This is a genomic window from Desnuesiella massiliensis (assembly GCF_001403615.1).
Lineage (GTDB): Bacteria > Bacillota > Clostridia > Clostridiales > Clostridiaceae > Desnuesiella > Desnuesiella massiliensis.
On sequence record NZ_LN879456.1, the window covers coordinates 921,168 to 947,983 of the forward strand.

Below are 26,816 nucleotides of genomic sequence, written 5' to 3' on the forward strand. Positions count from 1 at the left end.
CCTTTACATTATTCCTCTTGATAATAACGCTTCATACTCATTTGTAGAGCTTAATTTTTCCTCACAACTGCATATTATCGCATCTTTAAATTTTATATTGTTGGAATCATAATATATTTTTACTCCAGTAGGCTTAAATCCCACTAGTTTACCTTTTTCACCATTTACAACCTTATACGGAATATAGAATAGTTCGTCATTTTTAAAAGCTATATCTTTAATATACTGTTTTTCAACTATAATAACAGGTAAGTTAGTTGCAGGTTCTCTTAATTCATTTCCTGTATCAAGAAAAGCCTTTACTCTAGTAGCTTTATTACCATTAACTATTTCTATATAATAAATAAAACTATTCATAATATTTCTATCTTTTATAAAATCTATGAGTCTAGTTAAAATCACATATACTATCATCATAGCCAAAAGTAAATACTTATAATTGAAATTTCCTATATCTAAAGCACCGTCCATATGGAATCCTCTGATTCCTAAAAAGTAACATATACCACTTAAAATCATAGAGAAAAGAATATATATAAAACTGCACTTAAAAAGTAAAGAAATATTCTTCTTACCTAAGGGTAAAAACATAAAAAGCAAAACAATGGATAATTTAAAAGGCAAAGATATAAAAATAGCACTGTTCGGTAAAAATGGCGTTAAAGCATACATAGCCCCTATTATGGATGGAAGAATTATTTTTCTTAATTTAACCTTTATTTTTACTGCTTGAAAAGTTATATACATTAAAAAAAAATCTACTATAAAATTTTCTAAAATAAATACATCTATGTTTATTACCATGGCCACCCCTCCATAAAACTATTATATATCTAACCATTTCAAAATTTTGTCATTTTCTTATTCAATATATACTTTTTTATTTTATGTTTTATTACATTTTATTCCAAATCATAGTAAAAAAAGACCATCTCCTTAAAAGGAAATGGTCTTAAATTCTTATCTTCTCTGCTTTCTCAAAAAGGCAGGGATTTCTAAATCTCCATCATTATATTCCTTCGCTGATGCTACCTCTTCTAATGGAGCCTTATTTTGAGAAATGTTTATTGTTTCCATATTCAAATTTTGCTTTTCTTTTTGCTTTCTATCACTTTCAAAACCAGTAGCTATTACAGTGATTCTAATTTCGTCTTTCAAGCTTTCATCTATAACAGCACCAAAAATTATATTAGCGTCTGGATCTGCTGCTTGTTGAACAATCTCAGCAGCTTCATTAATTTCTAATAAGCCTAGGTCTGCTCCTCCAGTAACATTAAGTAATACTCCAGTTGCTCCTACTATGGAAGTCTCTAAAAGCGGACTTGATATAGCCTGTTTCGCTGCTTCTTGAGCTCTATTATCTCCAGTGCCTTTACCTACACCCATATGAGCTAAACCTTTATCTAACATTACTGTTCTTACGTCAGCAAAGTCTAGATTAACCAATCCTGGTATAGTAATCAAATCAGATATACCTTGTACACCTTGTCTCAATATATCATCAGCCTTTTTAAAAGAATCAAGCAATGTAGTCTTTTTATCTACCATGGACAACAATCTTTCATTTGGAATAGTAACAAGAGTGTCCACTCTCTGCTTTAGATTATTTATACCCATTTCAGCATGAAGCATTCTTTTTCTACCTTCAAAAGGGAAGGGCTTTGTAACTACTCCAACAGTTAATATTCCCATGGATTTAGCTATTTCAGCTACTACTGGTGCAGCTCCTGTACCAGTTCCTCCTCCCATGCCTGCAGTTATAAATACCATATCAGCGCCCTTTATTGCCTCAGCTATTTCATCTTTGCTTTCCTCTGCAGCTTTTTGTCCAATTTCAGGATTAGCTCCAGCACCTAAGCCTTTTGTTAATTTATCTCCGATTTGTATCTTTTGCGTTGCATGGGATAGCATTAAAGCTTGCTTGTCCGTATTAATAGCAATAAATTCAACATTTTTTAAACCTTCTATTATCATTCTATTAACAGCGTTATTTCCTCCACCGCCGCAACCAACTACTTTTATTTGCGCAAATTGCTGAACATCAACATCAAAATCTAACAAAATAATTCCTCCTCTTTAGAAAAATTCACCTATAATTCTCTTAACTTTGCTAAAAAAGTTATTTTTTGTATCTACATCTTCCTCATTCTCATAACTATTTGTTTTTTCAAATCTGTTACTCAATGTTTCATATTCTAATTTTACCTCATTAAATACACTTTTAACAATACCTAAAGAGGTAAATGTGTGATGATTTTCAGAATTAATTGAAATTAAAACTGGTTTTTCTAATACTTCTTCACTTAATTCTTTTATTCCATCGAATAAAGCTATACCACCACCATATACATATATATTTTTAATATCGTTATAGTAACCAGTTTTATTTAATTCTTTTAATATAAATTTTAAAATTTCTTCTACTCTAGCCTCAATAATATCCTCTAAGGTATATCTTTGTATTTGAGCTCCATTGGAAGCTTTTAATATTACATCTTCATAATTTTTGTTTAGAGCCCCGTATTTAATTTTAACTTCTTCCGCCTCTTCTAAAGGCATACCGGAACAAATAGCTATATCACTAGTAATATTGCTTCCACCCAGAGGTAGTATTGAAGTATATGTTAAAACACCCTTTTTAAAAAATGAGATATTTGTAACATCCGCTCCTACATCTACTAAAGCAATATCAGATTTATCTGCATTTTCTGTGATATGAGAATAATCAGCTAAAGCCTGAATTATGGTTCCAGCAACCTGTAAATCAATGCTATCTATACTTTTATTTAAGTTATTTAAGAATAACGACTTACAAGTTATTATTTTTGCATCAACTTCTAATCTGCTACCTTTCATTCCTACAGGATCATCAATATTAGTATAATCATCCACTATGTATTGCTCTGAAAGCGAGTCCACTATTTCTTCATCTTTTGAAATTTGTACAATCTTAGCTACTTCCATTACCCTCTTTATATCCTCTTTTTTTATCTCCTGTTTATCATCAGAAATAGCTATAACACCCTTGCTAGAGATAATTCTGCACATACCGCTTGGTATAGATAAATATACCTTATTAATGGGAACATCGATCATCTTCTGTAAATTATCTAAGCAGGCTTTAGCAACTTCCGCTACACTATCTATATTAATTATTATACCCTTTTTTACCCCAGTACACTTTTCAAAACAACTACCTAATATCTTTAGGCCTCCAAATTTATCTAATTTCCCAATAGTTGCAGAAACTTTTGAAGATCCTACTTCAACACCTACTATATATTCGTTGATCATACTTTTCAGCCTAACCTCCTTCCGTAGTCTCCCTTTAACTGTTATATATATTCCACGTTGATTTTAAATTTCCTCTTAATTTATACAATTTAATTAAAAATTTATTTAAAATTATATTTTTTATGTTTAAATTTATATTAAAAAGGATGAGAATTACATCTCATCCTTTCAATTAGCTTTTTCCAATTCTTTAATATTTACACTTCTTGTATGAAGAGTGTGAGACCACTCTTTTTTATCTTTATCGATAATACCTTGTATTGAAATAGGTAACCAAGTTATGGCATATATAGGGTATAATATATAATATATAAATATTTTAAAATTTAACTTTTTTTCTAGTACTAATATAAAAGGAGTATATATAAATTGCATAATTATTATTAAGGCACCACTTAGCATAACTAAAAAGGAGCTTGTTGAATGCAGAGCATTAACAACATTTGAAATAATTTGTGGAGCTTTTTCTATATAATTTACTGCATTTAAAATTGCTGCTATACCTACTAATATTATAACAATAGGTTGTATACTATATAAAGCACAATCTAAAGCAACAAAATTTAATTCTTTTATAGATTTCTTTAGTAACTTGAAAAAATATCTGCTTGAAACATCAGCAAAACCTTGCATCCACCTTTTCCTTTGGGACCAAGATTGCACTAGTGTTAAAGGCTTTTCATCATATATTACTGCATCATGAGCCCAACCTACCTTATGCCCATTTAAAACTAGTTTACAAGTAAACTCTAAATCCTCTGTAAGACAAGTAGCTCCCCATCCTAATTCTTTTAGAGTTTCCGTATCAATGCAGAACCCTGTTCCACCTAACTGATTAGATAATCCTAAATTACTTCTTGATAATTGAAACATTCTGTTTGAGGTCCAGAAAGCAATTGAATAACTACCTGTAATCCATGTATCTTTCGGATTCTTACTATCTAAGTATCCCTGGACAACTTTATACCCCTTGCAAAGCATTCTATTCATTTCATTTAAGAAATCCTTTGAAACAAGGTTATCTGCATCAAAAACCACTACAGAATCATATTTTTTTTCCATTTTAAAAATTTTATCAAACATCCATTCAAGGGCATATCCCTTACCTCTTTGTTCTTTGTTGAATCTTTCACAAACTATAGCCCCTGCTTGCCTAGCTTTTAAAGCGGTTTTATCATTACAATTATCTGCTATAACAAATATATCATATAATTCCTTTGGATAATCTACGATATTTAAACTATTTACTATATCTTGAATAACCATTTCTTCGTTATGAGCAGCTACAATTAGTGCAAAGCTGTTTTTTGGTTCTACTTTTGTTTTTGGTCTAAATCTTATTATCCCAAAGAAAGATAGAAACAAATAATACATGGAAATTATAAATACTACATTGGTAAATACAGCAATTATTGACTGAACTACCGATTTAAAAATATCCATCTAAAAATCCCCCCTAGTTCAAAGTTATTTTAGCACAAATATCTATTAAATACTATATGTATTTGTACAAATTAAGATTTTTTTTAGATTTAGGAGGAAAAGGGATTAAACACTATAAAGTCCATAGATTAATAGACTTTATACAGATTAATAGTGGGTAACACTATTATAAGGTTTATTATGCCTCTAAGCTATTATTCCCCACTGTTGAGCTAAACTATACTTAATGGTATAATATTTACATAAAATTGAAATGCATAAATAATATATTAAGGAGGTTTCCTTATGAAGTGAAAAGAAGCTGTACTTATTTTTAAGGAGGCTATATTTCATAGAAAAGACGAGTCCTTCGGATAAAGTATCTCTATTTTAAAAAACAAAATTTAGGAGGTTGTTTTATGAATAGAGATAAAATCGAAAACATTATTAAAACTATAAATAATAATACTAGTAATGATGATAATAGTGTTTGTATTAAAATGTTAGATTATTTGGCTTTTTAGTATAATTAATCTGATAAAATATAAAAGCAGTTTCTTTATGAAACTGCTTTTTCTTTTTACAGTAGCATCATTCTGCTTATCATCTCTCTATCTACGCAATAAGTTAAAGCTACTTCGCTAGATATTAGCCCTTTCTTATAAAGCTCTACTAAAGCCATATCCATAGTTTTCATTCCATATTTACTTCCAGTCTGAACTGAGGATTCTATTTGATGAGTTTTACCTTCTCTAACAAGATTTTGAATAGCTGGAGTAGTGACCATTATCTCTAGTGCAGCTATTCTTCCTGTGCCATCGTTTTTAGGCACTAATTGCTGAGAAACAATTCCCTGTAATACTGCAGCTAATTGTATTTTTATTTGCTGTTGTTGATAAGGAGGAAAAACATCTACTATTCTATCAATGGTTTTTGCAGCTCCTATGGTATGTAAGGTAGATAAAACTAAATGTCCTGTTTCTGCAGCTGTTATGGCAATAGCTATAGTTTCTAAATCTCTCATCTCTCCTACTAATATCACATCAGGATCTTCTCTTAAAATAGCCTTTAATGCACTTTGATAACTTTTGCTATCCTTTCCTATCTCTCTTTGATTAATAATTGATTTATTATGTCTATGTAAATATTCTATAGGGTCCTCTAAAGTAATTATATGGGCTTCTCGAGTATTGTTTATCTCGTTAATCATCGCTGCTAAAGTAGTACTCTTTCCACTACCTGTAGGACCAGTAACCAACACTAATCCTCTTTGCTTATTAACTAGATCCTTTATAATAGCTGGATGATTTAAGTCATTTAAAGTAGGTACCTTAAGAGAAATCACTCTAATAGCAATGGCATCACTATCCCTTTGTTTGAAAACATTTACTCTAAATCTACCTAACCCTGGAGTTGAATAGCTTGTGTCTATTTCTCCCTTTGATATATATTCTGAATAAAGGTCTCCTAAAATCTCTTTAGTGTATTTCTCAGTATCGCTTGGAGTTAATTTATTTTCTTGAATACTGGTTAACTTTCCGTTTACTCTAATAATTGGAGATATACCTACTGTTAAATGTAAATCTGAAGCATTTTCCCTAGTGGTAATCTCTAGTAATTCATTTAATGATATCAATCTTTGTTCCTCCTATTCTTTCACCTTAGATTTCCATATATCTATGGAATGAATCGCCTGCGCTATTAACATAGCTTCCCCATTAACTACTTTTAATCCTTTACTTTCCCCTAGACAAAGCAATTTTGATTTTGGAGGGCTATAATTAAGGTCATAAATCACTAAGTCTTCTTTGTAATTTTCTAGTTCCATTGGTAATATATTATTATTTGTATTTCCAAGTGGTGTACAATTAATAAGCATATCATATTGATGTAGATCTATTTTACTTTTTATATTTAATATATTTTTAGCATATAAAAAGTCCTGCTCAATATTTTTTAAATTTCTACCTGCCACATCTATGTATTTTACTCCAAGATCAATTAGCGCTGTGTATACAGCTTTTGCTGATCCTCCATTTCCAAGAATTAAAATATGTTTTTTATCTATATTTTGAATTTGGTGTTCTTTTAAACTGTCTATAAATCCGTAATAATCTGTATTATACCCTATAAATTTTTTATCATCAACCAGTATCGTGTTTACTGCTCCAATAATACTAGCAGGATAAATTATCTCATCTAAATATTGTAATATCTTTTCCTTGTAAGGTATCGTTACATTAAAGCCTATAATATTATTATTCTTAACATTTTGCATAAAATATTCCAGCTCTTTTTCATTATCAATATTAAATATCTTATAATTAAATTGGATATCATTATCTTTGTAATATTTATTATGTATTTCAGGAGATCTGGAATAGCGTATATTTCTACCTATTAACCCGCAATTTTTCATTAAACTCAACTCCCATATTACTATTCTACAAAAATATGCTAAATTCCTCTTATAATTATAAATTATAAAAGAAATTTAGCACCTTTTTTAAAATCTATTTTTCCCATTTAACTCCTTAAATAACTTTTTTAGTGCTCTTTTTTCAATCCTAGATACGTAGGAACGTGAAATTCCTAATAGCTTTGCTATTTCTCTTTGCGTTTTTGCTTTTCCATCAATTAGCCCATAACGCATCTCAATTATTAAACGTTCTCTTTCATGTAGGCTGCTGTTAATCTTATTATATAATTTTTTTATTTGTATTTTACTTTCCACAATTTCTAATATAGAATCTTCTTCACTACTCAAAACATCCAAAAGAGAAATTTCATTTCCTTCTTTATCAATTCCTATAGGATCTTGAAGATAAACTTCCCCTTTTGACTTTTTATTGTTTCTGATTAGCATTAATATCTCATTTTCAATGCATCTTGCTGCATAGGTTGCTAATCTTGTACCTTTGGTATAATCAAAGGAATCTATAGCTTTTATTAATCCCACAGTACCTATAGATATAAGATCATCTATATCTTTTCCAGGATAGGAATATTTCTTTACTATATGTGCAACTAATCTCAAGTTTCTTTCTACCAATATGTTTTTTGCATTTAAATCCCCATTTTTTAATTTAATAAGATAACACTCTTCTTCTTTTTCATCTAAAGGCTGAGGGAAAGAATTATTTCCGGTTATATATCCTGCCAATAATGTTATAGAACCAATCACATCAAAAATATGATTAAAAATAAACACAAGATGTTCCTCCTAATAGTGCTTATTAATATAATATGATTGGCTATAAAAAAATTGCATGTACACATAAATTTTTTTTGATTATATATTATTATTTTTTTAGGAGTATTGTAACTATGTCTTTAAAAATTGGTGCTGCCGTATTTCCTCCATACATTCCTTGGGCATCGATATCTTTTACAAAGATAACCATGGAATAATACTTATCTTTTATCTTAAAAAATCCTATAAACCATCCATCAGAATGCTTTTCTCTCTTTTCTTTACCATCTTTATCTTTTATATAATCTATCCTCTCAGTAGTTCCAGTCTTCCCGCCTATTTCTACACCAGGGATGGAGGCATTTTTTCCAGTACCCTCATTTACAACCTTTATCATTTGATCTTTCATAGTACTAGCGGTAGTTTTTTTCATAATCTGTTTTTTTTCTGTATTAAATACTTTTATTTCTTTATTATTTATATCTACTAAGGCATCAGTAATATAAGGCTTTACATAGGTACCGCCATTTACTATTGTATTTACAATATTTATGGCCTGTAGAGGCGATATAAGCATATTTTGTCCCATGGATAAGAACCTAGGGCCATCCTCATAGATAGCTGGCTCCCTATACTCTCCTTTTACCTCCTTATCTCCTTTAAAATTAAGAACCTTATCAAATAATCCCTCTGCCTTTGCATAACTTAGTATATTGTCCCACCCAACTTTTTTACCCACTTGTGCAAAGACATTATTGCAGGAAACCTTTAATGCTTCCTCTATAGTAATGTTACCGTGAGGCTCCTTGCATAAAGAGTCCTTATGGACTTCGCAAAGAAACTTTTCATTTAAAGAAACTTTTTTTGTATCCAAGGCTGCTGTCTCAACTAACAATTTAAAAATTGAACCAGGAACATAACCATTAGCCGTACCAGACCCTAAAATTATATTTGGATTTTTATGGTCTCTTTGAGTTAAAACTTTTATTTTTCCTGTATCAGATTCTAATATAACTACTCCAATTTCACTTAATAATTTATATTTTTCTTCATTTAATATATTGTTTACTTTTTCCTGTAAATCTTGATCTAAAGTCAATCTTAAGTTCACATTCTTTTCAGGTATGGCATAGTTTTTATTCTTAATATTTCCATCCTCATCCCTTTCAAAGACTATGTTTGTGGGTTTATTCTTCTTTAAGGTCTCTAAAATCAAATTTGCAGAAGTGTTTGTGGAGTCTAAATTATCTAAGTTTGATATGATATTTTGTATTTTCCAGGCTTCGCTTTTATTAGTTTCTGAATAGATATATAGATATATACCATTCACATTTTTTATTTCCATCAGCTTATTAAAAGTTTCTTCATCTACATTCCATTTTATTTTTTCACTGACTGTGCTACTAATCACATTAGTTATATCATAGTCTCTGCTATAGTTTCTTAGTATATAGGTCAGTGCAAATATTTTATCTAATGGAGTATTAGAATTGTATCGTTTAAAAATATAAGGATCTATTTCAACAATAAACCTATTTTTGTATTTCATTAAGTCTTTTCCCGTTGAATCTAAAATTAAATAGTTTAATTCACTTATATTTCTTTCAATTCTGTATTGAGAATTAGCTATGGACGTTAATTTTTCTGAATTTACATACTGGATTGTTACAATTCTATATATCAGTAACAAAAATATACAAATATAAAAGATGAAAACTATATGATTTCTCTTCTTTAATGAACACATAATAAAACACCCCTTCTGCTAAATTCTAGCCTTTTATAGGCTGTTTTATTCTGTGCCTAAAAGTTTTATACATAAGAAACCTATTTGTAACACCTTAGTGAGAGTTTATTGTAAAATAAAAAACACCAAGGTAAAACTTTTTCCTTGATGTTTAAAATCCATATTATTTTTGCAATATTTGTTTTATCTTCGCTACTATTATGTCAATAGCTACTTTATTGTGCCCACCTTCTGGAATAATTATATCTGCATATCTCTTTGTTGGCTCAATAAATTGCATATGCATAGGTCTAACTACATTTAAATATTGATTTATAACTGAATCAACAGTTCTTCCTCTTTCATTTATATCTCTTACAAGTCTCCTGATTATTCTAACGTCAGCATCCGTATCCACATAAATCTTTATATCTAAAAGCTCTCTAATTCCTGGATCTTCTAAAATTAATATTCCTTCAACAATAATAATGTCTTTTGCTTCTACAGCTATGCTCTCTTTTTTTCTATTATGTATTTCAAAATCATATACAGGTTTTTCTATGCTTTCCCTCTGCATAAGTGACTTTAGATGGCTTATTAATAATTCAGTATCAAAGGCCTTTGGATGGTCATAATTTATCTTGGTTCTTTCTTCATATGGAATATTACTTTGATCCTTATAATAAGAATCTTGCTCTATCATAGCTATGCAATTTTCTTGAAACTTACTATATATTTCTTTGGCTATAGTGCTCTTACCAGAGCCTGTTCCCCCCGCAATGCCTATTAATATCGGTCTACTCATTAATTTTCCCCCTTACTTTTTATAAGCATATCTTTAGGTTGTAGTTCTGTTTCAACATAAACTCTAAAAATCATCTGAGCATTTGGAGCAGAATCTATTTTTTCCCCTTTTCCGTTCTTCATGTCCCTTAGCTCTACTTCAAAGCTTTCTCCTACAGGTCTTAAAACTTCAACCATATCCCCTTCAAACACTTTATTTCTCTGCTCTATAGTAGCAATTTTATTTTCTTTATCATAATCTTTAACTACTCCTACTATATCATAGTCTCTAACATAGGCTGAAGTATCATAGATCTGCTTATTTGTTTCTCCAAAATAAAATCCTGTATGATATTGTCTATGGCTTACTTTCATTAAGTCTTCTAGCCATTGCCTTTTAAACTCGTATTTATCAGGATTCTCATAATATGCATCCAATGCCTGCCTATATACTTTTACTATAGCCGCAACATAATAAGGACTTTTCATCCTTCCCTCAATTTTAAGGGAAACTATTCCACTTTGGCACAATTCAGGTATATGCTCTATCATGCATAAATCCTTTGAATTCATTATGTATGTACCTTTTTCATCCTCGTAAACGGGGAAATATTCTCCTGGTCTCTTTTCTTCCATTAAATAATACTTATACCTGCAAGGTTGAGCACAAGCTCCTCTGTTTGCATCTCTTCCAGTCATATAGTTTGACATTAAACATCTTCCGGAATAAGACATGCACATTGAACCATGAACAAAAGCCTCCAGCTCGCATTCTTCTGGTAAATTTTTTCTTACTTCTTTAATTTCATTCAAGCTTAATTCTCTAGCAAGTACTATTCTTTTAACCCCTTGTTTATACCAAAACATTGCAGACTTCCAATTTACGTTGTTTGCCTGAGTGCTTAGGTGCAATTCTAAATTAGGCACTACTTCTTTAGCTGTCATTATTATTCCAGGATCAGATACTAGGATAGCATCTACCTTTAGATTGTATAAATCTTTTAAATATTCTTCTAATCCTTGTAAATCAGCATTGTGTGGAAAAACATTTAATGTTACATATACTTTTTTCCCTCTAGAATGAGCATATTCTACTCCTTCTTTTATTTCCTCTGTGGTAAAATTATCAGCAAAAGCTCTTAGATTTAGCTTGCTACCGCCTAAATAAACCGCATCAGCTCCAAAATCTATGGCAGTTTTAAGTTTCTCTAAGCTACCTGCTGGAGCTAAAATTTCTGGTTTTTTCATCTACTCATTCCTCCTCTTTGTTAATGCAATACCATCTCCCATAGGTAAAACTGAAGTTATCAATGTTTCATCCTTGGAAACTAGCTCTAAATAACTTCTCATTCTTTTAACAATAGTTATCTTTCTTCTTTTAACTAGATCCTTAGAAGCTACCATTCCTCTAAACAGCACATTATCAGCTATAATAATTCCATCTGCTTTTAGTAATCTTAAGCAATGTGGTAAGAAATGATTATAATGTCCCTTTCCTGCATCCATAAATATAATATCATACTGGCCCTGAAGCTTTTCTAAAACTTCAAGACAATCACCTTCTATTATATTTATATTTTTATCATAATCATGTTTTTTCACATTCTCCCTAGCCATTAAAATCATATTTGGATCTCTTTCTACAGTATCAATAATAGCTTTTCTATTTGAAGCCTCAGCCATTAAAATAGCTGAATATCCAATAGCTGTTCCAAGTTCTAATACTCTTTCAGGTTTCTTTAAACTCATAAAGAATTCCAATAAGTTTGCAGTTTCCTTTTGCACAATAGGCACCGAGTTACTTTCCGCAAAATCTTTCAGTCCTTTTAGTACACCTTGTTTTTCAGGTATTAAATCCCTTATATAGGATTCCATATAATCATAAGTTATACCACTCATTATATCCTCCTAATTTACTTCTTGCCGTCTCTTATTGCTTTTTTCTTCTCAAATTCCTTATAATCCTTAGTAAAGAAATGAGTTCCATCATCATTCAATATGAAATACAGATAATCAGTTTTTGGAGGGTTTAAGGCCGCTTCAATAGATGCTCTACTTGGAGAACATATTGGACCTACAGGCAAGGCGGTTACTTTATAGGTATTAAAAGGAGAATTTACTTTTAAGTCATTTAAAGAAAGTTCTTCTTTATGATATCCTAAAGAGTATAATACTGTTGCACAGGATTCTAATTTCATATTGATATTCAATCTATTATAAAATACAGAAGCCGCCTTTCCTCTCTCCTCATTTTTTTCTACTTCTCTTTCCACTATAGACGCCATTGTTATCAAATCATCTAATTTTTTTTCTTCAATGGTTTTACCAGTGCCTTTTTCAATATCTCTGATTACAAATTCAAATCTTTCTAACATTTCATCGATAACTTCTTTAGCAGTTATGTCTTTTCTAAAATTATAAGTGTCAGGAAATAAAAATCCTTCTAAAGCATATTTTCTTCCTGAGTTCTTCTTAATATAGGATGGTAAAATATATTCCTGTAAAGCTTTTAAGAAATCTTCCTTCTTCACAATTTGTTTTTCTTCTAATCTTCCAGCAATTTGCTCAATATTAAAGCCTTCTGGAATAGTTACCTTTATAGAATTCTCATCAAGGACACCATTATTCAAATTATGAAGAAATTTTTCTAATGTCATGTCTTTATTAATCACATATAATCCTGGTTTTATGGTTACATCAATATTATTGCTCTTCATATAATACTTTATTAAATAGGAGCTTCTTATTAAATTCTGTTGCTTTAGTTTAGATAATATATTATTTAGGTTATCTCCATTAGCTACTTTTAAATTTATGGTTTCTGCATTAAATTTGAAAGGGCTTTGTACAACTTTGCCATAACTAGATTTAATAAACAAAAAAGTCGAAGTCAATAGTATTATTAAAATTAACATCCCCACAATTAATTTTTTCTTCATAATTTCCCCCCATATAAAAGTAAATAGCCAAAATATTTAAGGCTATTCACTTAATTATTACTTATTTCTATTTGCAGCTCTTTTTCTTTCGTTGCTATCTAATAATTTTTTTCTCATTCTAATATTTTTTGGAGTAACCTCTACTAATTCATCAGCTCTTATAAATTCTAAACTCTGCTCAAGAGTCATAGGTTTTATTGGGATTAACTTTAGAGCATCATCAGAACCTGAGGATCTTGTATTAGATAAATGTTTCTTTTTACATACATTTACCTCTATATCCTCAGCACGAGAGCACTCTCCAGCTATCATACCGCTATATACTTCAGTTCCTGGTGAAATAAATAAACTTCCTCTTTCTTGAGCGTTATATAGTCCATAGGTAATCGCTTCTCCAGTTTCGAAAACTACTAAGGAACCTCTGCTTCTTTCAGGGATATCTCCTTTATAATCATCATAGCCTTCAAAAATATGATTCATAATTCCGTTACCTTTAGTGTCTGTCATAAAGTCATTTCTAAATCCTATTAGTCCTCTTGCTGGAATTAAAAACTCTAATCTTACATATCCGTTTACTGCAGAAGTCATATTTACCATTTCAGCTTTTCTAGGTCCTAATTTTTCCATTACAGCTCCCATGAATTCCTCTGGTACATCTATAGTTAAATATTCTATAGGCTCCTGCATCTTACCATTCTTTTCCTTAAATATTACGGAAGGCTTAGATACTTGGAACTCATACCCTTCACGTCTCATGGTTTCTATTAATATAGACAGATGAAGTTCACCTCTACCACTTACCTTAAAGCAATCTGGTGATAACTCTTCTAATTTTAAGCTCACATTAGTCTCTAGCTCTTTTAGAAGTCTATCTCTTAAATGTCTTGATGTTACATATTCCCCTTCTCTTCCTGCAAAAGGTGAATCATTTACCATGAAATTCATACTTATGGTAGGCTCGTCTATTTGAACAAAGGGTAAAGCTTCCGGGCAGCTTACATCTGCTATAGTATCTCCAATATTAGTATTCAAAATACCGCTGATGGCCACTATGTCCCCTATCTTTGCTTCTTCAGTTTCTTCTCTCTTTAACCCATTATAAACATATAAAGTTGATATTTTTGCGTTTACAACGGATTGGTCCTTTGAAGAAATTAGAACTACAGATTGATTTCTTCGAATGATTCCTCTCTCTATTTTACCAATAGCTATTCTCCCTACATACTCATTAGAATCTATGGTAGTTACTAACATTTGAAGAGGTTCATCTAAATATCCTTCTGGAGCTTTTACATTTTTAATTATTGCATCAAATAGTGGCTCCATATTGTCATTTTTCTCTTGTGGATCTAACACGGCATATCCTTCTCTTGCAGAGCAATATACTATTGGGAAATCAAGTTGTTCATCATTGGCTCCTAATTCAACAAATAGATCAAAAACTTCATCTATTACTTCAGTTGGTCTAGCATCCGCTCTATCAATCTTATTTATAACTACTATAGGATTTAATTTAAGCTCTAGAGCTTTTTTAAGAACAAACTTTGTTTGGGGCATTGCTCCTTCATAAGAGTCTACTACTAATAAAACGCTGTCTACCATCTTAAGTACTCTTTCTACTTCTCCACCAAAGTCAGCATGTCCTGGAGTGTCTACTATATTTATCTTTATGCCGTTATAATTAACAGCAGTATTTTTAGATAAAATAGTAATTCCTCTTTCTTTTTCTAGATCATTAGAATCCATTATTCTCTCTTGAACTTTCTCATTGGTTCTAAAAACATTACTCTGTCTTAATAAGGCATCTACCAAAGTAGTTTTACCATGGTCTACGTGGGCAATTATTGCTATATTTCTAATATCATTTCTTGTAAATAAATTCATTAAATTTTTCCTCCAAAGTTTTAAGATTAGCTTTTGTATATAGAAAACTATGATTTACAATTGCTTTTTATAAAAAAATTGGATACTGTAGTATCCAATTTTATTTTTTAACCATATTAATTCTAATATTATGTTTTATAAAAGTCAACGTTAGATAAAGAATATTTTAAAATATATAAGCGTAATTTGTTGAAAAAAATTTAGATTTCCATTATTATAGGAAGAATCATAGGTTTTCTCTTTGTTTTTTCATATAAGAAAATTCTCAAAGCATCTTTAATGGAAGATTTCATTGTGGCCCAATCAGTTATATGTTTTTCTTCGCAATCTTTCAAGGCATTTTTCACCATTTCTCTTGCCTCTTCCATTAGATCTTCTGACTCCCTGACATATACAAATCCTCTTGAAATTATATCTGGTCCTGCAATTACTGTTCCAGATTCTTTTTCAATAGTTACCACTACGGTAAGTATTCCATCTTGAGATAAATGTTTTCTATCTCTTAACACAATATTACCTACATCTCCAACCCCAAGACCATCTACAAAAACTTGTCCTGAGGTAACACTACCATTCTTTCTAATCATGTCTCTACCTATTTCAACTACGTCTCCATTATCCGCTATGACTATATGATTTGGAGCCATACCTAGCTTAATAGCTAACTCCGCATGTTGCTTTAAATGTCTAAACTCACCATGTACTGGAATAAAAAATCTAGGCTTTACAAGAGCATGCATCAATTTCAATTCTTCTTGGCAAGCGTGACCAGATACGTGCACATCAGCTAAAGCCTCATAGATAACATCAGCACCCTTTTTGAATAATTGATTTATTACTTTGGAAACAAGCTTTTCATTTCCTGGAATAGGAGTAGCTGATATTATTACCATATCTCCCTCTGATATATTTACCTTTTTATGTTCTGAAGATGCCATCCTCGCTAGAGCAGACATAGGCTCTCCTTGGCTACCAGTAGTTATGATAACAATCTTGTCGGAAGTGTACTTATTTATAGCATCTATATTTATTAGAATATCTTTCTCTACATTGAGATATCCAAGTTCCATTGCCACTCCTACGATATTTTCCATACTCCTTCCAGAAACCGCTACTTTCCTTTCAAATTTACTAGCAGCAGTTAATACCTGCTGTATTCTATGGATATTTGAAGCAAAAGTAGCAACTATTATCCTACCCTTTGCGTTTGCAAAAATATTCTCAAAGGTTTCTCCCACAGTGCTTTCTGACATAGTGTATCCCGGTCTTTCTACATTGGTACTATCTGCCATCATCGCCAAAACACCTTTGCGACCAAGTTCTGCAAATCTTCCTAAATCCGCTATATCTCCATCAATAGGCGTATAGTCAATTTTAAAATCTCCTGTATGCAATACTGCACCTAAGGGAGTATGAATAGCTATAGCCACAGAATCCGCTATGCTATGATTAGTTTTTATAAATTCTACAGAAATACTTTGAAGCTTAATTATGTCCTTTGGATTCACTCTAATTAGCTCCGTAACACTTAACAATCCGTGCTCTTTCAATTTTGTTTCCACAATTCCTAAAGTTAATTTTGTTCCATAAACAGGTATGTTTATTTGCTTTAAAATGTAGGGAAGAGCTCCTATATGATCTTCATGACCATGAGTTAAAAATATTCCTTTCACTCTCTCCCTATTTTTTAATAAATAAGTAACATCAGGTATTACTATATCTATTCCGAACATATCCTCATCTGGAAACTTTAAACCGCAATCTATAACGATTATATCGTCTTTATATTCTATAACCGTTAGATTTTTACCGATCTCATTTACACCACCTAAGGGTATAATTTTGACCTTTTCCTTTTCTTTTTTCATTAACTGCCCTCCTTTTGTTATTTAAAAGATATCTTATGTTGAGCATTCATCGCATAAACCAAAAAACTTAACGCTATGATCCTCAATTTTAAAACTATATTTTTTCTCTATTTCGTCCTCTAAGGTTTCAAGAAGGTCTCCTTCCACCTCTATAACCTTGCCACACTTAGTGCATATTAAATGATGATGTCTATGAGTTTCATCTTCATGAACTAGCTCATAGCGACTGCATCCATCGTTTAAATCAAGTTTATATACTATTCCCATTTCTTCCAATAAAAGGATTGTTCTGTAAACTGTAGCAAGACCGATCTCCGGACAATCCTTTTTAACCTGATCATATATCTCCTCTACGGTCAAGTGGGACCCCTCATTGCATATAATAGTATCTACAATGGATCTTCTTTGAGGAGTTAATTTATAACCCTTTTCTTTTAGGGTTTCTTTCAATTTACTTACTTCTTCCGCAGATAATCTCGGCATGCATAAAACCTCATTTCATTTTTTAATTTAACGGCTCATCGGAAAATATAGTATTATATGCTTCTGATACCATTTCAAACTCTTCTTCATCCTCTACCGTAACCAAAACATCATTTCCATCTTCATCTTGAAGGATTTTAAGAGCAATAGCTTCTTCCTCATCTTCATCCATAGAAGCTACAATTAAATATTCATTATCCTCTATGTCGAGCTTAGTTATTACTTCAAACTCTACCTCTTCACCATCTTCGTCTTTTAATACAATTGTTTTTACATCATTATCCATTCATTAATACACTCCTTTTTTTATTGTAATTTTAAAATTTGTTATTTCCTTTGTCAATGATTACTTGGAAATTCTATCTAAATACCCTTGAAGGATATATGTAGCCGCTATTTTATCAACTATTTTTTTTCTTTTTGCTCTAGATAAATCCGCCTCTAGCATAGCCTTATGAGCTGCTACCGTAGTAAGCCTCTCATCCCACATTTCTACTTTTATATTTATAAACTCTTCAATTTTCTTGGAAAATTCTATAGCCTTCTCTCCTTGTGGCCCCAAAGTTCCATTCATATTTTTAGGTAATCCTACTAATATAGTATCTACACCATATTGTTCACATATTTTTTTAAGTTCTGACAAATCTATTTCTTCATTTTTTCTCTTTATAGTTGTAACTCCTTGAGCTGTAAATCCTAATGGATCACTAATAGCAACTCCTATGGTTCTGTCTCCTACATCTAAACCAAGTATTCTCATCTATCTTCTCCTAATATTAATTTTTGAAGATGTCTTAAATAAAAAGTGCCCCTTAGGGCACTTTTTATTTTATACCTAAATAAGATTTTAAAACTTCTTCAAGTATTTCATCTCTTTCAAGTTTTCTTACTAAAGCCCTTGCGCCATTATAGTTTGTAATATACGTAGGGTCACCTGAAATAAGATAGCCAACTAATTGATTAACAGGATTATAACCCTTTTCCTGAAGTGAGTCATAAACTTCTGTTAATATGGCTTTAGTTAGATCTTTTTTATCCCTACTAAAATCAAATTGCATAGTATTTTCATTATTAATACCCATGTTATGCTGCCTAAGCTTTTAAAGCTAAGCAGCTTCACCCCCTTACACAGTATCCTATATATTATTGTGAGTAATAGTCATATATTTGTATTATACACTAATATAAGAAGAGTTATGCAAATAAAATATTATATGTCTCTTTAATTATAAATCATATTCATAAAAAAGTACACTATTTAACTAAGTTTTCCACCACAACATATACGGCCTTTAAAGAATCCTGTACTTTTTCTGGCAATTTTCCTCCAGCTTGAGCCATATCTGGTCTTCCACCGCCGCCGCCGCCAGCAATAGATGCAGCTTCTTTAATAATCTTTCCGCAGTGTACCCCTTTTTCTACAGCATCTTTTGTAGCCATAGCCACAAAATTAACCTTCTCATTAGAAGTACTTGATAAAACTACTACTCCTTCTGTCATTTTGTCTCTAATCTTATCAGCTAAATCCCTTAAAGCATTTGCATCTAGCTCTTTTACATTAAAAGTAATAACCTTAACTCCTTTTATTTCTTTTACACTATTTAATATTTCTTCTTCAATGCCTTGAACTAATTTTGACTTTAACTCTGATATTTCCTTATCTTTTTCTTTTAATTCTAACATATTGCTTTGAATTTTGTTTAACAACTCTTTTTCATTACATTTTAATAAAGCTGCGCTATCTTTTATAACCTTGTTTTTGTTTTCAAAATATTTAATAGCATTAAAACCTGTAACAGCTTCAATTCTTCTTATACCAGCAGCCACACCTGATTCAGAAACTATTTTAAAGAGTCCAATCTGTCCTGAGCTCTTAACATGAGTTCCTCCACATAGTTCCTTGCTGAATTCTCCAACTGAAACCACTCTTACTTCATCCTTATATTTATCATCAAATAAGGCTATAGCACCACTGTTTTTAGCTTCCTCAATACTCATAACCTCTGTATGAACTTCATATACTTCCATAACTTTTTCATTTACAAGCTTTTCAATGTTCTCTAATTCCTCCTGGGTTAAAGCAGCGAAATGAGTAAAGTCAAATCTTAATCTTTCGCTATCCACATAAGAACCAGATTGATTTACGTGATCTCCTAATATATCTTTCAAAGCTTCATGAAGCATATGAGTAGCCGTATGATTTTTGGCTATGTTGCTTCTTCTTTCTTTATCTACCTTTAATGTTACCTTTTGATCTATTAAAACCTTGCCTTTTAAAACCTTAACGAAGTGTATTATTTTTCCATTTATGTTCTTTTTACAATCCATTACCTGAGCTTCAAAGCTTTCTCCTAGAATTGCTCCAGTATCTCCTACTTGACCTCCCATTTCTGCATAGAAAGGAGTTATATCGGTAACTATAATACCTTCTTCTCCCTCTCCTAATACAGAAACAAAATCTTCCTCTTTCGTTAATGCTTTAACGATTCCTTCACACTCTAGTTTATTGTATCCAATAAATTCAGTGCCTATATCTTTAGAGATTTTGTTGAGGATGCTGTCATCGCTGCCCATGTAGTTACTTTCTCCTCTTGCTTCTCTTGCTCTTTTTCTTTGCTTTTCCATTTCCTCCTTAAAGCTTTCAATATGAATTTTTAACCCTTTTTCCTCTAATATCTCTTCAGTTAATTCTAAAGGGAATCCATAAGTATCATATAGCTTAAAGGCTTTTTCACCGGATAATACTTTTTCGCCTTTTTCTTCCACTTCCTCAATAAATTGCTTTAATATTTCTATACCTGAATCTATAGTTTCATTAAATCTCTCTTCTTCTAAAGCTACAACTTTTTTGATATAATCTATTCTTTCTTTTAGCTCTGTATAGGCTTCACCATAGTTTTTTACTACCACGTCTACAATTTTACTTAGGAAGATTTCCTTAATACCTAATAATCTCCCGTGCCTAGCAGCTCTTCTTAATAGTCTTCTTAACACATATCCTCTTCCTTCATTAGAAGGTAATACACCATCACATATTAAAAAGGTAACACTCTTAACATGATCTGCTATAATTCTTAGAGATACATCTGTTTTATTGTCTTCACCATACTTTATATTAGCTAATACTGCTACACTATCTAATATGCTTTTTATGGTATCTATTTCAAATATATTTTTTGTTCCTTGCATTATTGTAGATATTCTCTCAAGTCCCATACCTGTATCTATATTAGGAAACTGAAGCCTGTTATAATTTCCATTCTCATCCTTATCAAACTGAGTAAAAACTAAGTTCCAAAATTCTACTACTCTATCTTCTTCTGAAGCTTTAACAAACTCTTCTGAAGAAGTTATTTTACCTTCTCCCCTGTCAAAATGTATTTCTGAACATGGTCCGCAAGGTCCTTGACCTATTTCCCAGAAATTATCATCCTTACCTAGTCTAAATATTCTGCTTGAGTCTATATCTGTAGTTTTAACCCAGATATCATAAGCCTCATCATCTTCTAGATAAATAGTAACATATAGTTTATCCTTTGATATTTTTAAAACCTCTGTTACAAACTCCCATGCCCAAGGAATAATTTCATTTTTAAAATAGTCTCCGAAAGAAAAGTTTCCTAGCATTTCGAAAAAAGTTGCATGCCTTGAGGTTTTACCTACATTCTCAATATCTCCTGTTCTTATACATTTTTGACAAGTAGTAATCCTTTTACTAGGCGGCGTCTTTAATCCTGTAAAGTAAGGCTTTAAAGGTGCCATTCCAGCATTTATTAGTAATAAGCTTTTATCATCCTTAGGTACTAAAGGAAAGCTCTCTAATCTCAAATGTGCTTTTGATTCAAAAAATTTCAAATAAGCTTCTCTTATTTCATTTAATCCCATATGATTCATAAATCTATTCCTCCTCAATATAATTATCTGAAAAATAAAAAGCCCTCATCCCTAAAAGGGACGAAAGCAAACTTCCGCGGTACCACCCTAGTTATGTATAAATATACACCACTCTCGTAATATAGCTCCAAGACAGCTTCAGAATATCTGCCAAGAAGTTTTCACCTTCCACTTCCTCTCTTTATGGCCTAATAAACCTACTCCTTCTTATCATTGCTTTCATATTAATATATATAGGAAATTATATGTTATTATTATTTTCATGTCAATATATAAATTAGAATAGATAGTAGTTAATATCCTCATAAATAACTTTTATAACTACCCCCACAGGTACTGCTAATACCATCCCTATAAATCCCCCTATTTTTCCTCCTAGTATTAAAAGTAAAATTATTATAAGAGGATGCATGGATATGCTATCGCCAATGATTTTAGGGGATATAATATCTCCTTCTATCTGCTGAATTAAATATAAAAATAGAGTAACCCATATAGCTTTTTCATAGGATTGGGTCAAAGCAAGAAAAATTGAAGGTATTGCTCCAAACAAAGGTCCGAAATAAGGTATAATATTAAATACTGCATTTACTAAGGATAATAAAAATGGAAAATTAACCTTAAATATTGATAATATAACAAATGTAAGTACTCCTATAAGCAGACATAATATAAATTGACTTAATATATATCTACCCAGTATTTTATCTATGTTTTTTCCTACTTTTTTTATTATTTTTCGCTTTTCAACAGGAAGAAATAGTAGCAACTTATTACTGATGAGACTCCCTTCACTAAGAAAATAATAAGTTATTACTGGAATCACTGCCAAAGACATAATATTTTCTCCTAAGCTTATTATATTGTCAAAAAAGTTTGTAGAGATATCCATGACAAGTCTATTTAGCTTTTCATTTATTGATTCATAAATAAATATATATATCTTGTTATTAGATACATTAACTTTTTCATATATATTGTTTATTATATTTTCTATATCTTCAAAGGCTTTGCTTATATTCATACTTTCTCTAACCAAAGTGGGAATCAATACAGAAAAACATAAAAGAAATATACCAATAGTACCTAAGATCAAAATTAATGACACCATTTTAATATTATATCCTTTATTTACAACTAAACGAACTAAAGGTTTAAGAGCATAGGAAAGTATAAAAGATATTATAATTAAATAAATTACCTCTCTTAAAAATTCAAATTTTAAAAAAGCTATAAAGGCGATTGCAATAGTTATTATAAATATTATTTTAATCTTTATATTCTTCATGTTTATCAACACCTATCAACTTTCGAGGAATGGTTCTAAAGTTTAAAACCTTGTTATCTTCACAGAATAAAATATCCTTTTCTCCTAAAATACAGTTCTTGATAAGAATAACTTCTTTTCCCCTTAATAATTTGCTTATTACTCCCGGACAAATTATTAGACCCTTAATAGAAAAATCCTTTATATCTATTATGAGGTCTTCTAACACTCCTATCATATCTCCTTTTTTATTAACTATATCCATGTGCTTTATACTACTAAATTTCACATAAGAACATTGTTTTTCTAGTTTTTTAACTAATATATTATCATTAAGTACTAATATATCTTCAATAAGTATTATTAAGTTTTTAGAAAACATATTATAGGAGGAAATAGAAAAGCCTTTTACATATCCTTCAGAAAAATCTAATAATATATCCTTTATAAAGCCTAGCTTTCTTCCTTTTTGATTTAACACATCTACAAAAATGAAATCCTTAGTTCTATTCATAAAATCACCAATAAAAATATTTTTATTTTTATTATCTACATAAACAAAAAAATAATACCTAAAATAAAATTTTAGGTATTATTACTAATTTAAAACTATGTCTTTATTCCCCATGTACCTGATCATGAATATCATCATGTTCTTTGTAGTCCCAAGGTTCTAACCCTATAGATTCTCTATAGTTATTAATAGCTTTATGAATAGCTTCTTCCGCCAAAACTGAACAGTGCATTTTTACTGGTGGAAGGCCATCTAAAGCCTCAGCTACAGCTTTATTTGTTAAGGACCAAGCTTCATCTAAAGTTCTTCCTTTTATAAGTTCAGTAGCCATGCTTGAAGATGCTATAGCAGAACCACAACCAAAGGTTTTAAATTTAACGTCTTTTATAACATTATCTTCAACCTTTAAATATATCTTCATTATATCTCCACATTTAGCGTTTCCAACTTCGCCAACTCCATTTGCATCGGAAATTTCCCCTACATTCCTTGGGTTTCTAAAATGCTCCATTACCTTATCGCTATACATTATTAATTTTCCCCTTTCTTAACGAAATCATCCCATAAAGGTGACATACTTCTCAATCTTTCAATTATTCCTGGTAATACTTCTAATACATAATTAACATCCTCTTCAGTAGTTCCATCTCCTATGGATAACCTTAAGGAGCCATGAGCTATTTCGTGGGTAAGGCCGATAGCTAATAATACATGTGAAGGGTCAAGTGCTCCTGATGTACAGGCACTTCCACTGGATGCGCAAATTCCTAAGTCATCAAGAGATAAAAGTATTCCTTCTCCCTCAATAAACCTAAAACATACATTTATGTTTCCAGAAAGCCTCTTTTCTCCCTTAGGGCCATTTAACCTGGTATAAGGTATTTTCATTAAACCCTCTATTAGCTTTTCTCTAAAACTTACTAATCTGTTATTATGATCTTCCATATTCGTAAGAGCTAATTCTACAGCTTTTCCTAAACCCACTATACCTGCTACATTTTCAGTACCTGCTCTTTTTGCTCTCTCTTGAGCTCCGCCATGTACTAGATTATCTATTTTTACCCCTCTTCTTATGTAAAGAGCTCCCACGCCTTTTGGTCCATATATCTTATGTGCTGCCAAGGATAACAAATCTATATTCATATCCTTCACGTCTATACAAACGTTTCCAAGAGCTTGAACTGCGTCAGTATGGAAAAGTACTCCTCTTTCCTTGCATATAGCCCCAATTTCTTTTATGGGTTGTATAGTTCCAATTTCATTGTTAGCAAACATTATGGAAACTAATATAGTTTTATCTGTAATAGCGCTTCTTAAGTCTTCTAAGTTTATAAATCCTTCCTCATTTACAGGTAAATATGTAACTTCAAAACCGTGCTTTTCTAAATACTCACAGGCATGTAATACAGCGTGATGTTCGATTTTAGTAGTTATAATATGATTTCCCTTACTTATATGTGAGAAAGCAATACCTTTAATTGCCCAGTTATCTGCTTCGGAGCCTCCCCCCGTAAAGAACACCTCACTTCTGTCACAGTTAAGAGCTTTAGCTACTCTATCTCTGCTGATATCAATAGCTTTTCTCGTTTCTCTTGATAAAGAATATATTGAAGAGGGGTTTCCAAAATGCTCAGTGAAATAAGGAAGCATCTCTTCTAACACCTCAGGCTTTGTATAGGTAGTTGCTGCATAATCCATATATACTCTTTTTTCCATGTTATCACTCCTTATCTATACCTTTAATGATTTTTGATGATAAATTTATTCTATTATAGTCATCTAGCATATCTTGGAGCGTTACAGACTCCATGACACTGTCAATGCTATTTTTTATTTTTGCCCATAGTAATCTAGTAGCACAACAATCCATGTTATTACAAGGTGTGCCTTCAACACATTCAGAGATTTCTATAGGTCCTTCTAAAACTTCCATAATATCTTTTACGGTAATTTCTTTTGGTGACCTGTTTAAAACATATCCTCCCTGAGCACCACGAACACTCTTAATTAAATTTGCCTTCCTTAAAGGGGCAAATAATTGCTCTAAATAATATTCAGATATAATCTGCCTTTCTGATATGCTTTTTATAGATACTGGTGTACCTCCATAATTAATAGCTAAGTCCAGCATAGCCTTCACACCGTATCTTCCTTTTGTTGATAATTTCATTTTCTTTCACTCCTATATAATGTTGAGTGTTTTACTATGTTTTCATGCTAATTGTATCAAACCCGACTATAATTGTCAACAATTAGACAAAGCTATAATAAAACACTATTGTTTTATTTTATTCCAATATTCAAAACTAGCTTGCTCTAACTTATTTTCACCAAATTCATAGTATTTTGAGCTCTTTATATTATCTGGAAGATACTGTTGTTTGATAAAATTATTTTTATAGTTATGAGGATATTTATACTCTATCCCTCTTCCTAGATTCTTTGCACCGGAGTAATGAGCATCTTTTAAATGAAGTGGTATATCCCCAACGTCCTTAGTATCTATCTCAATTAAGGCCTTATCAATAGCTTTAATTACAGAGTTAGATTTTGGAGAAGTAGCTAGTAAAATAGTTGCCTCCGCTAAAGGAATTCTCCCCTCAGGCAGTCCTAATTGCATAGCCGCATCTACACAACTTTTTACAATACTTATGGCATTAGGATAAGCAAGTCCTATGTCCTCTGCAGCTATGACCAAAAGTCTTCTGCAAATAGAAATTAAATCTCCTGCCTTAATAAGTCTTGCTAAATAATGTATAGAGGCATCAGCATCACTTCCTCTTATAGACTTTTGAAAAGCGCTTAATATGTCATAATGACTATCTCCACTGATGTCATAATTCAATATTTTTGATTGTGAAGAGTCTTTAGCTACCTCTAGATCTATTACTATTTTATTTTCTTTATTTGGCATAGTAGAATAATAAGCTATTTCTAAGGTATTTAAAGCCTTTCTTAAATCTCCGTTTGCCACTTCACAAATATAACCTAAAGCCTCTTCCTGCATTATTATTTCTGTCTCATTATTATCCTTTTTAAGTATGTCTAAGGCTCTATTTATGCCATCTTTTATGTTATCCTTTGCAAGAAGTTTAAATTCAAATATAGTAGATCTGCTTAATATAGCCTTGAATATGTAGTGATAAGGATTTTCTGTAGTACTAGAGATGAGAATTATCCTGCCATCCTCAATAAATTCTAATAGAGATTGCTGCTGCTTTTTATTAAAATTCTGAATCTCGTCTAAATATAGTACTACACCATTTATCCCTTCAAAGGTGTTAAGATTATCTATTATATCCTGAATATCCTTAATACTGCAATTGGTAGCATTAAGCTTATAAAATTTTTTATTTGACTCCTTAGCAATTATATTAGCTACAGTGGTTTTACCAACTCCTGGCGGACCATAAAAAATCATGTTGCTTAGACTTCCACTTTTTATAATTCTATTTAAAATTTTATTACTTCCTAAAATATGTTCTTGTCCTATAACCTCATCAATGGCTGTAGGCCTAATCCTATCTGCTAAAGGTTTTCTCATATAAA

Annotated in this window: 25 protein-coding genes and 1 other annotated feature; all 25 genes read right to left on the minus strand. The window is 31.1% G+C overall.

Annotation, left to right across the window (positions count from 1 at the left end; genetic code table 11):
- Nucleotides 1–3 precede the first annotated feature (3 nt).
- A complete protein-coding gene (locus BN2665_RS15225; protein WP_055667947.1) occupies nucleotides 4–804 on the minus strand; it encodes a sigma-E processing peptidase SpoIIGA in 801 nt (266 codons plus the stop codon).
- Nucleotides 805–960: 156 nt separating this feature from the next.
- Entirely contained in the window at nucleotides 961–2,061 is a 1,101-nt protein-coding gene (ftsZ, locus tag BN2665_RS15230) for a cell division protein FtsZ (protein WP_055667948.1), read from the minus strand.
- Between the two features lie 15 nt (nucleotides 2,062–2,076).
- Entirely contained in the window at nucleotides 2,077–3,294 is a 1,218-nt protein-coding gene (gene ftsA, locus BN2665_RS15235) for a cell division protein FtsA (RefSeq protein WP_055667949.1), read from the minus strand.
- A 168-nt stretch (nucleotides 3,295–3,462) separates the two neighbouring features.
- On the minus strand, nucleotides 3,463–4,737 hold the full coding sequence (locus BN2665_RS15240) for a glycosyltransferase family 2 protein (protein WP_055667950.1): 1,275 nt from the start codon (nucleotides 4,735–4,737) through the stop codon (nucleotides 3,463–3,465).
- A gap of 559 nt (nucleotides 4,738–5,296) precedes the next feature.
- Nucleotides 5,297–6,352, minus strand: a complete 1,056-nt coding sequence (locus BN2665_RS15245; RefSeq protein ID WP_055667951.1) for a type IV pilus twitching motility protein PilT — start codon at nucleotides 6,350–6,352, stop codon at nucleotides 5,297–5,299.
- 12 nt (nucleotides 6,353–6,364) lie between these two features.
- Nucleotides 6,365–7,135, minus strand: a complete 771-nt coding sequence (aroE, locus tag BN2665_RS15250; RefSeq protein ID WP_055667952.1) for a shikimate dehydrogenase — start codon at nucleotides 7,133–7,135, stop codon at nucleotides 6,365–6,367.
- An 87-nt stretch (nucleotides 7,136–7,222) separates the two neighbouring features.
- On the minus strand, nucleotides 7,223–7,921 hold the full coding sequence (gene sigK / locus BN2665_RS15255) for an RNA polymerase sporulation sigma factor SigK (protein WP_423229866.1): 699 nt from the start codon (nucleotides 7,919–7,921) through the stop codon (nucleotides 7,223–7,225).
- 97 nt (nucleotides 7,922–8,018) lie between these two features.
- Nucleotides 8,019–9,656, minus strand: a complete 1,638-nt coding sequence (locus BN2665_RS15260) for a penicillin-binding transpeptidase domain-containing protein (protein WP_055667954.1) — start codon at nucleotides 9,654–9,656, stop codon at nucleotides 8,019–8,021.
- Between the two features lie 163 nt (nucleotides 9,657–9,819).
- Nucleotides 9,820–10,440, minus strand: coding sequence for a uridine kinase (gene udk / locus BN2665_RS15265; protein ID WP_055667955.1), 621 nt, complete (start codon nucleotides 10,438–10,440; stop codon nucleotides 9,820–9,822).
- Nucleotides 10,440–11,666 (minus strand): peptidase U32 family protein, encoded by a 1,227-nt coding sequence (locus tag BN2665_RS15270; protein WP_055667956.1) that lies wholly within the window; start codon nucleotides 11,664–11,666, stop codon nucleotides 10,440–10,442. Before BN2665_RS15270 ends, udk begins: the two co-directional genes overlap by 1 nt.
- Entirely contained in the window at nucleotides 11,667–12,317 is a 651-nt protein-coding gene (locus tag BN2665_RS15275) for an O-methyltransferase (protein ID WP_055667957.1), read from the minus strand. It lies immediately after the preceding gene.
- A 14-nt stretch (nucleotides 12,318–12,331) separates the two neighbouring features.
- Nucleotides 12,332–13,357, minus strand: coding sequence for an endolytic transglycosylase MltG (gene mltG / locus BN2665_RS15280; RefSeq protein WP_055667958.1), 1,026 nt, complete (start codon nucleotides 13,355–13,357; stop codon nucleotides 12,332–12,334).
- Nucleotides 13,358–13,414: 57 nt separating this feature from the next.
- Nucleotides 13,415–15,241, minus strand: a complete 1,827-nt coding sequence (typA, locus tag BN2665_RS15285) for a translational GTPase TypA (RefSeq protein WP_055667959.1) — start codon at nucleotides 15,239–15,241, stop codon at nucleotides 13,415–13,417.
- A 200-nt stretch (nucleotides 15,242–15,441) separates the two neighbouring features.
- Nucleotides 15,442–17,109: a ribonuclease J gene (locus BN2665_RS15290; RefSeq protein ID WP_055667960.1), complete on the minus strand. Its 1,668-nt coding sequence runs from the start codon at nucleotides 17,107–17,109 to the stop codon at nucleotides 15,442–15,444.
- Nucleotides 17,110–17,142: 33 nt separating this feature from the next.
- Nucleotides 17,143–17,592: a Fur family transcriptional regulator gene (locus BN2665_RS15295; RefSeq protein ID WP_055667961.1), complete on the minus strand. Its 450-nt coding sequence runs from the start codon at nucleotides 17,590–17,592 to the stop codon at nucleotides 17,143–17,145.
- Between the two features lie 22 nt (nucleotides 17,593–17,614).
- The gene (locus tag BN2665_RS15300) at nucleotides 17,615–17,878 is read right to left on the minus strand and encodes a DUF1292 domain-containing protein (RefSeq protein ID WP_055667962.1); all 264 of its coding nucleotides are present in this window, start codon (nucleotides 17,876–17,878) and stop codon (nucleotides 17,615–17,617) included.
- 60 nt (nucleotides 17,879–17,938) lie between these two features.
- A complete protein-coding gene (gene ruvX / locus BN2665_RS15305; protein WP_055667963.1) occupies nucleotides 17,939–18,352 on the minus strand; it encodes a Holliday junction resolvase RuvX in 414 nt (137 codons plus the stop codon).
- Between the two features lie 64 nt (nucleotides 18,353–18,416).
- Complete coding sequence (locus tag BN2665_RS15310; RefSeq protein ID WP_055667964.1) at nucleotides 18,417–18,674, minus strand: IreB family regulatory phosphoprotein; 258 nt, start codon at nucleotides 18,672–18,674, stop codon at nucleotides 18,417–18,419.
- Nucleotides 18,675–18,846: 172 nt separating this feature from the next.
- The gene (gene alaS / locus BN2665_RS15315) at nucleotides 18,847–21,486 is read right to left on the minus strand and encodes an alanine--tRNA ligase (RefSeq protein WP_055667965.1); all 2,640 of its coding nucleotides are present in this window, start codon (nucleotides 21,484–21,486) and stop codon (nucleotides 18,847–18,849) included.
- Between the two features lie 53 nt (nucleotides 21,487–21,539).
- Nucleotides 21,540–21,709 (minus strand) — a binding site (T-box leader).
- 54 nt (nucleotides 21,710–21,763) lie between these two features.
- Entirely contained in the window at nucleotides 21,764–22,774 is a 1,011-nt protein-coding gene (locus BN2665_RS15320; RefSeq protein ID WP_055667966.1) for an AI-2E family transporter, read from the minus strand.
- Nucleotides 22,755–23,267, minus strand: a complete 513-nt coding sequence (locus BN2665_RS15325) for a PRC-barrel domain-containing protein (RefSeq protein WP_055667967.1) — start codon at nucleotides 23,265–23,267, stop codon at nucleotides 22,755–22,757. Before BN2665_RS15325 ends, BN2665_RS15320 begins: the two co-directional genes overlap by 20 nt.
- Before the next feature lie 103 nt (nucleotides 23,268–23,370).
- Nucleotides 23,371–23,799, minus strand: coding sequence for a Fe-S cluster assembly scaffold protein NifU (gene nifU / locus BN2665_RS15330; protein ID WP_055667968.1), 429 nt, complete (start codon nucleotides 23,797–23,799; stop codon nucleotides 23,371–23,373).
- Nucleotides 23,799–24,983, minus strand: coding sequence for a cysteine desulfurase NifS (gene nifS / locus BN2665_RS15335; protein ID WP_055667969.1), 1,185 nt, complete (start codon nucleotides 24,981–24,983; stop codon nucleotides 23,799–23,801). Before nifS ends, nifU begins: the two co-directional genes overlap by 1 nt.
- A 4-nt stretch (nucleotides 24,984–24,987) precedes the next feature.
- The gene (locus tag BN2665_RS15340) at nucleotides 24,988–25,437 is read right to left on the minus strand and encodes an RrF2 family transcriptional regulator (RefSeq protein ID WP_055667970.1); all 450 of its coding nucleotides are present in this window, start codon (nucleotides 25,435–25,437) and stop codon (nucleotides 24,988–24,990) included.
- A 105-nt stretch (nucleotides 25,438–25,542) separates the two neighbouring features.
- Nucleotides 25,543–26,811, minus strand: a complete 1,269-nt coding sequence (locus BN2665_RS15345) for a replication-associated recombination protein A (RefSeq protein ID WP_055667971.1) — start codon at nucleotides 26,809–26,811, stop codon at nucleotides 25,543–25,545.
- Between the last annotated feature and the right edge of the window lie 5 nt (nucleotides 26,812–26,816).

Bases quoted from the DNA above. Each gene is read 5' to 3' on its own strand.
- BN2665_RS15225 (WP_055667947.1), bottom strand. From the start codon at position 804: ATGGTAATAAACATAGATGTATTTATTTTAGAAAATTTTATAGTAGAT.
- ftsA (WP_055667949.1), bottom strand. From the start codon at position 3,294: ATGATCAACGAATATATAGTAGGTGTTGAAGTAGGATCTTCAAAAGTT.
- BN2665_RS15240 (WP_055667950.1), bottom strand. From the start codon at position 4,737: ATGGATATTTTTAAATCGGTAGTTCAGTCAATAATTGCTGTATTTACC.
- aroE (WP_055667952.1), bottom strand. From the start codon at position 7,135: ATGAAAAATTGCGGGTTAATAGGTAGAAATATACGCTATTCCAGATCT.
- BN2665_RS15260 (WP_055667954.1), bottom strand. From the start codon at position 9,656: ATGTGTTCATTAAAGAAGAGAAATCATATAGTTTTCATCTTTTATATT.
- udk (WP_055667955.1), bottom strand. From the start codon at position 10,440: ATGAGTAGACCGATATTAATAGGCATTGCGGGGGGAACAGGCTCTGGT.
- BN2665_RS15270 (WP_055667956.1), bottom strand. From the start codon at position 11,666: ATGAAAAAACCAGAAATTTTAGCTCCAGCAGGTAGCTTAGAGAAACTT.
- BN2665_RS15275 (WP_055667957.1), bottom strand. From the start codon at position 12,317: ATGAGTGGTATAACTTATGATTATATGGAATCCTATATAAGGGATTTA.
- mltG (WP_055667958.1), bottom strand. From the start codon at position 13,357: ATGAAGAAAAAATTAATTGTGGGGATGTTAATTTTAATAATACTATTG.
- typA (WP_055667959.1), bottom strand. From the start codon at position 15,241: ATGAATTTATTTACAAGAAATGATATTAGAAATATAGCAATAATTGCC.
- BN2665_RS15290 (WP_055667960.1), bottom strand. From the start codon at position 17,109: ATGAAAAAAGAAAAGGAAAAGGTCAAAATTATACCCTTAGGTGGTGTA.
- BN2665_RS15295 (WP_055667961.1), bottom strand. From the start codon at position 17,592: ATGCCGAGATTATCTGCGGAAGAAGTAAGTAAATTGAAAGAAACCCTA.
- BN2665_RS15300 (WP_055667962.1), bottom strand. From the start codon at position 17,878: ATGGATAATGATGTAAAAACAATTGTATTAAAAGACGAAGATGGTGAA.
- ruvX (WP_055667963.1), bottom strand. From the start codon at position 18,352: ATGAGAATACTTGGTTTAGATGTAGGAGACAGAACCATAGGAGTTGCT.
- BN2665_RS15310 (WP_055667964.1), bottom strand. From the start codon at position 18,674: ATGGGTATTAATAATGAAAATACTATGCAATTTGATTTTAGTAGGGAT.
- alaS (WP_055667965.1), bottom strand. From the start codon at position 21,486: ATGAATCATATGGGATTAAATGAAATAAGAGAAGCTTATTTGAAATTT.
- BN2665_RS15320 (WP_055667966.1), bottom strand. From the start codon at position 22,774: ATGAAGAATATAAAGATTAAAATAATATTTATAATAACTATTGCAATC.
- BN2665_RS15325 (WP_055667967.1), bottom strand. From the start codon at position 23,267: ATGAATAGAACTAAGGATTTCATTTTTGTAGATGTGTTAAATCAAAAA.
- nifS (WP_055667969.1), bottom strand. From the start codon at position 24,983: ATGGAAAAAAGAGTATATATGGATTATGCAGCAACTACCTATACAAAG.
- BN2665_RS15340 (WP_055667970.1), bottom strand. From the start codon at position 25,437: ATGAAATTATCAACAAAAGGAAGATACGGTGTGAAGGCTATGCTGGAC.
- BN2665_RS15345 (WP_055667971.1), bottom strand. From the start codon at position 26,811: ATGAGAAAACCTTTAGCAGATAGGATTAGGCCTACAGCCATTGATGAG.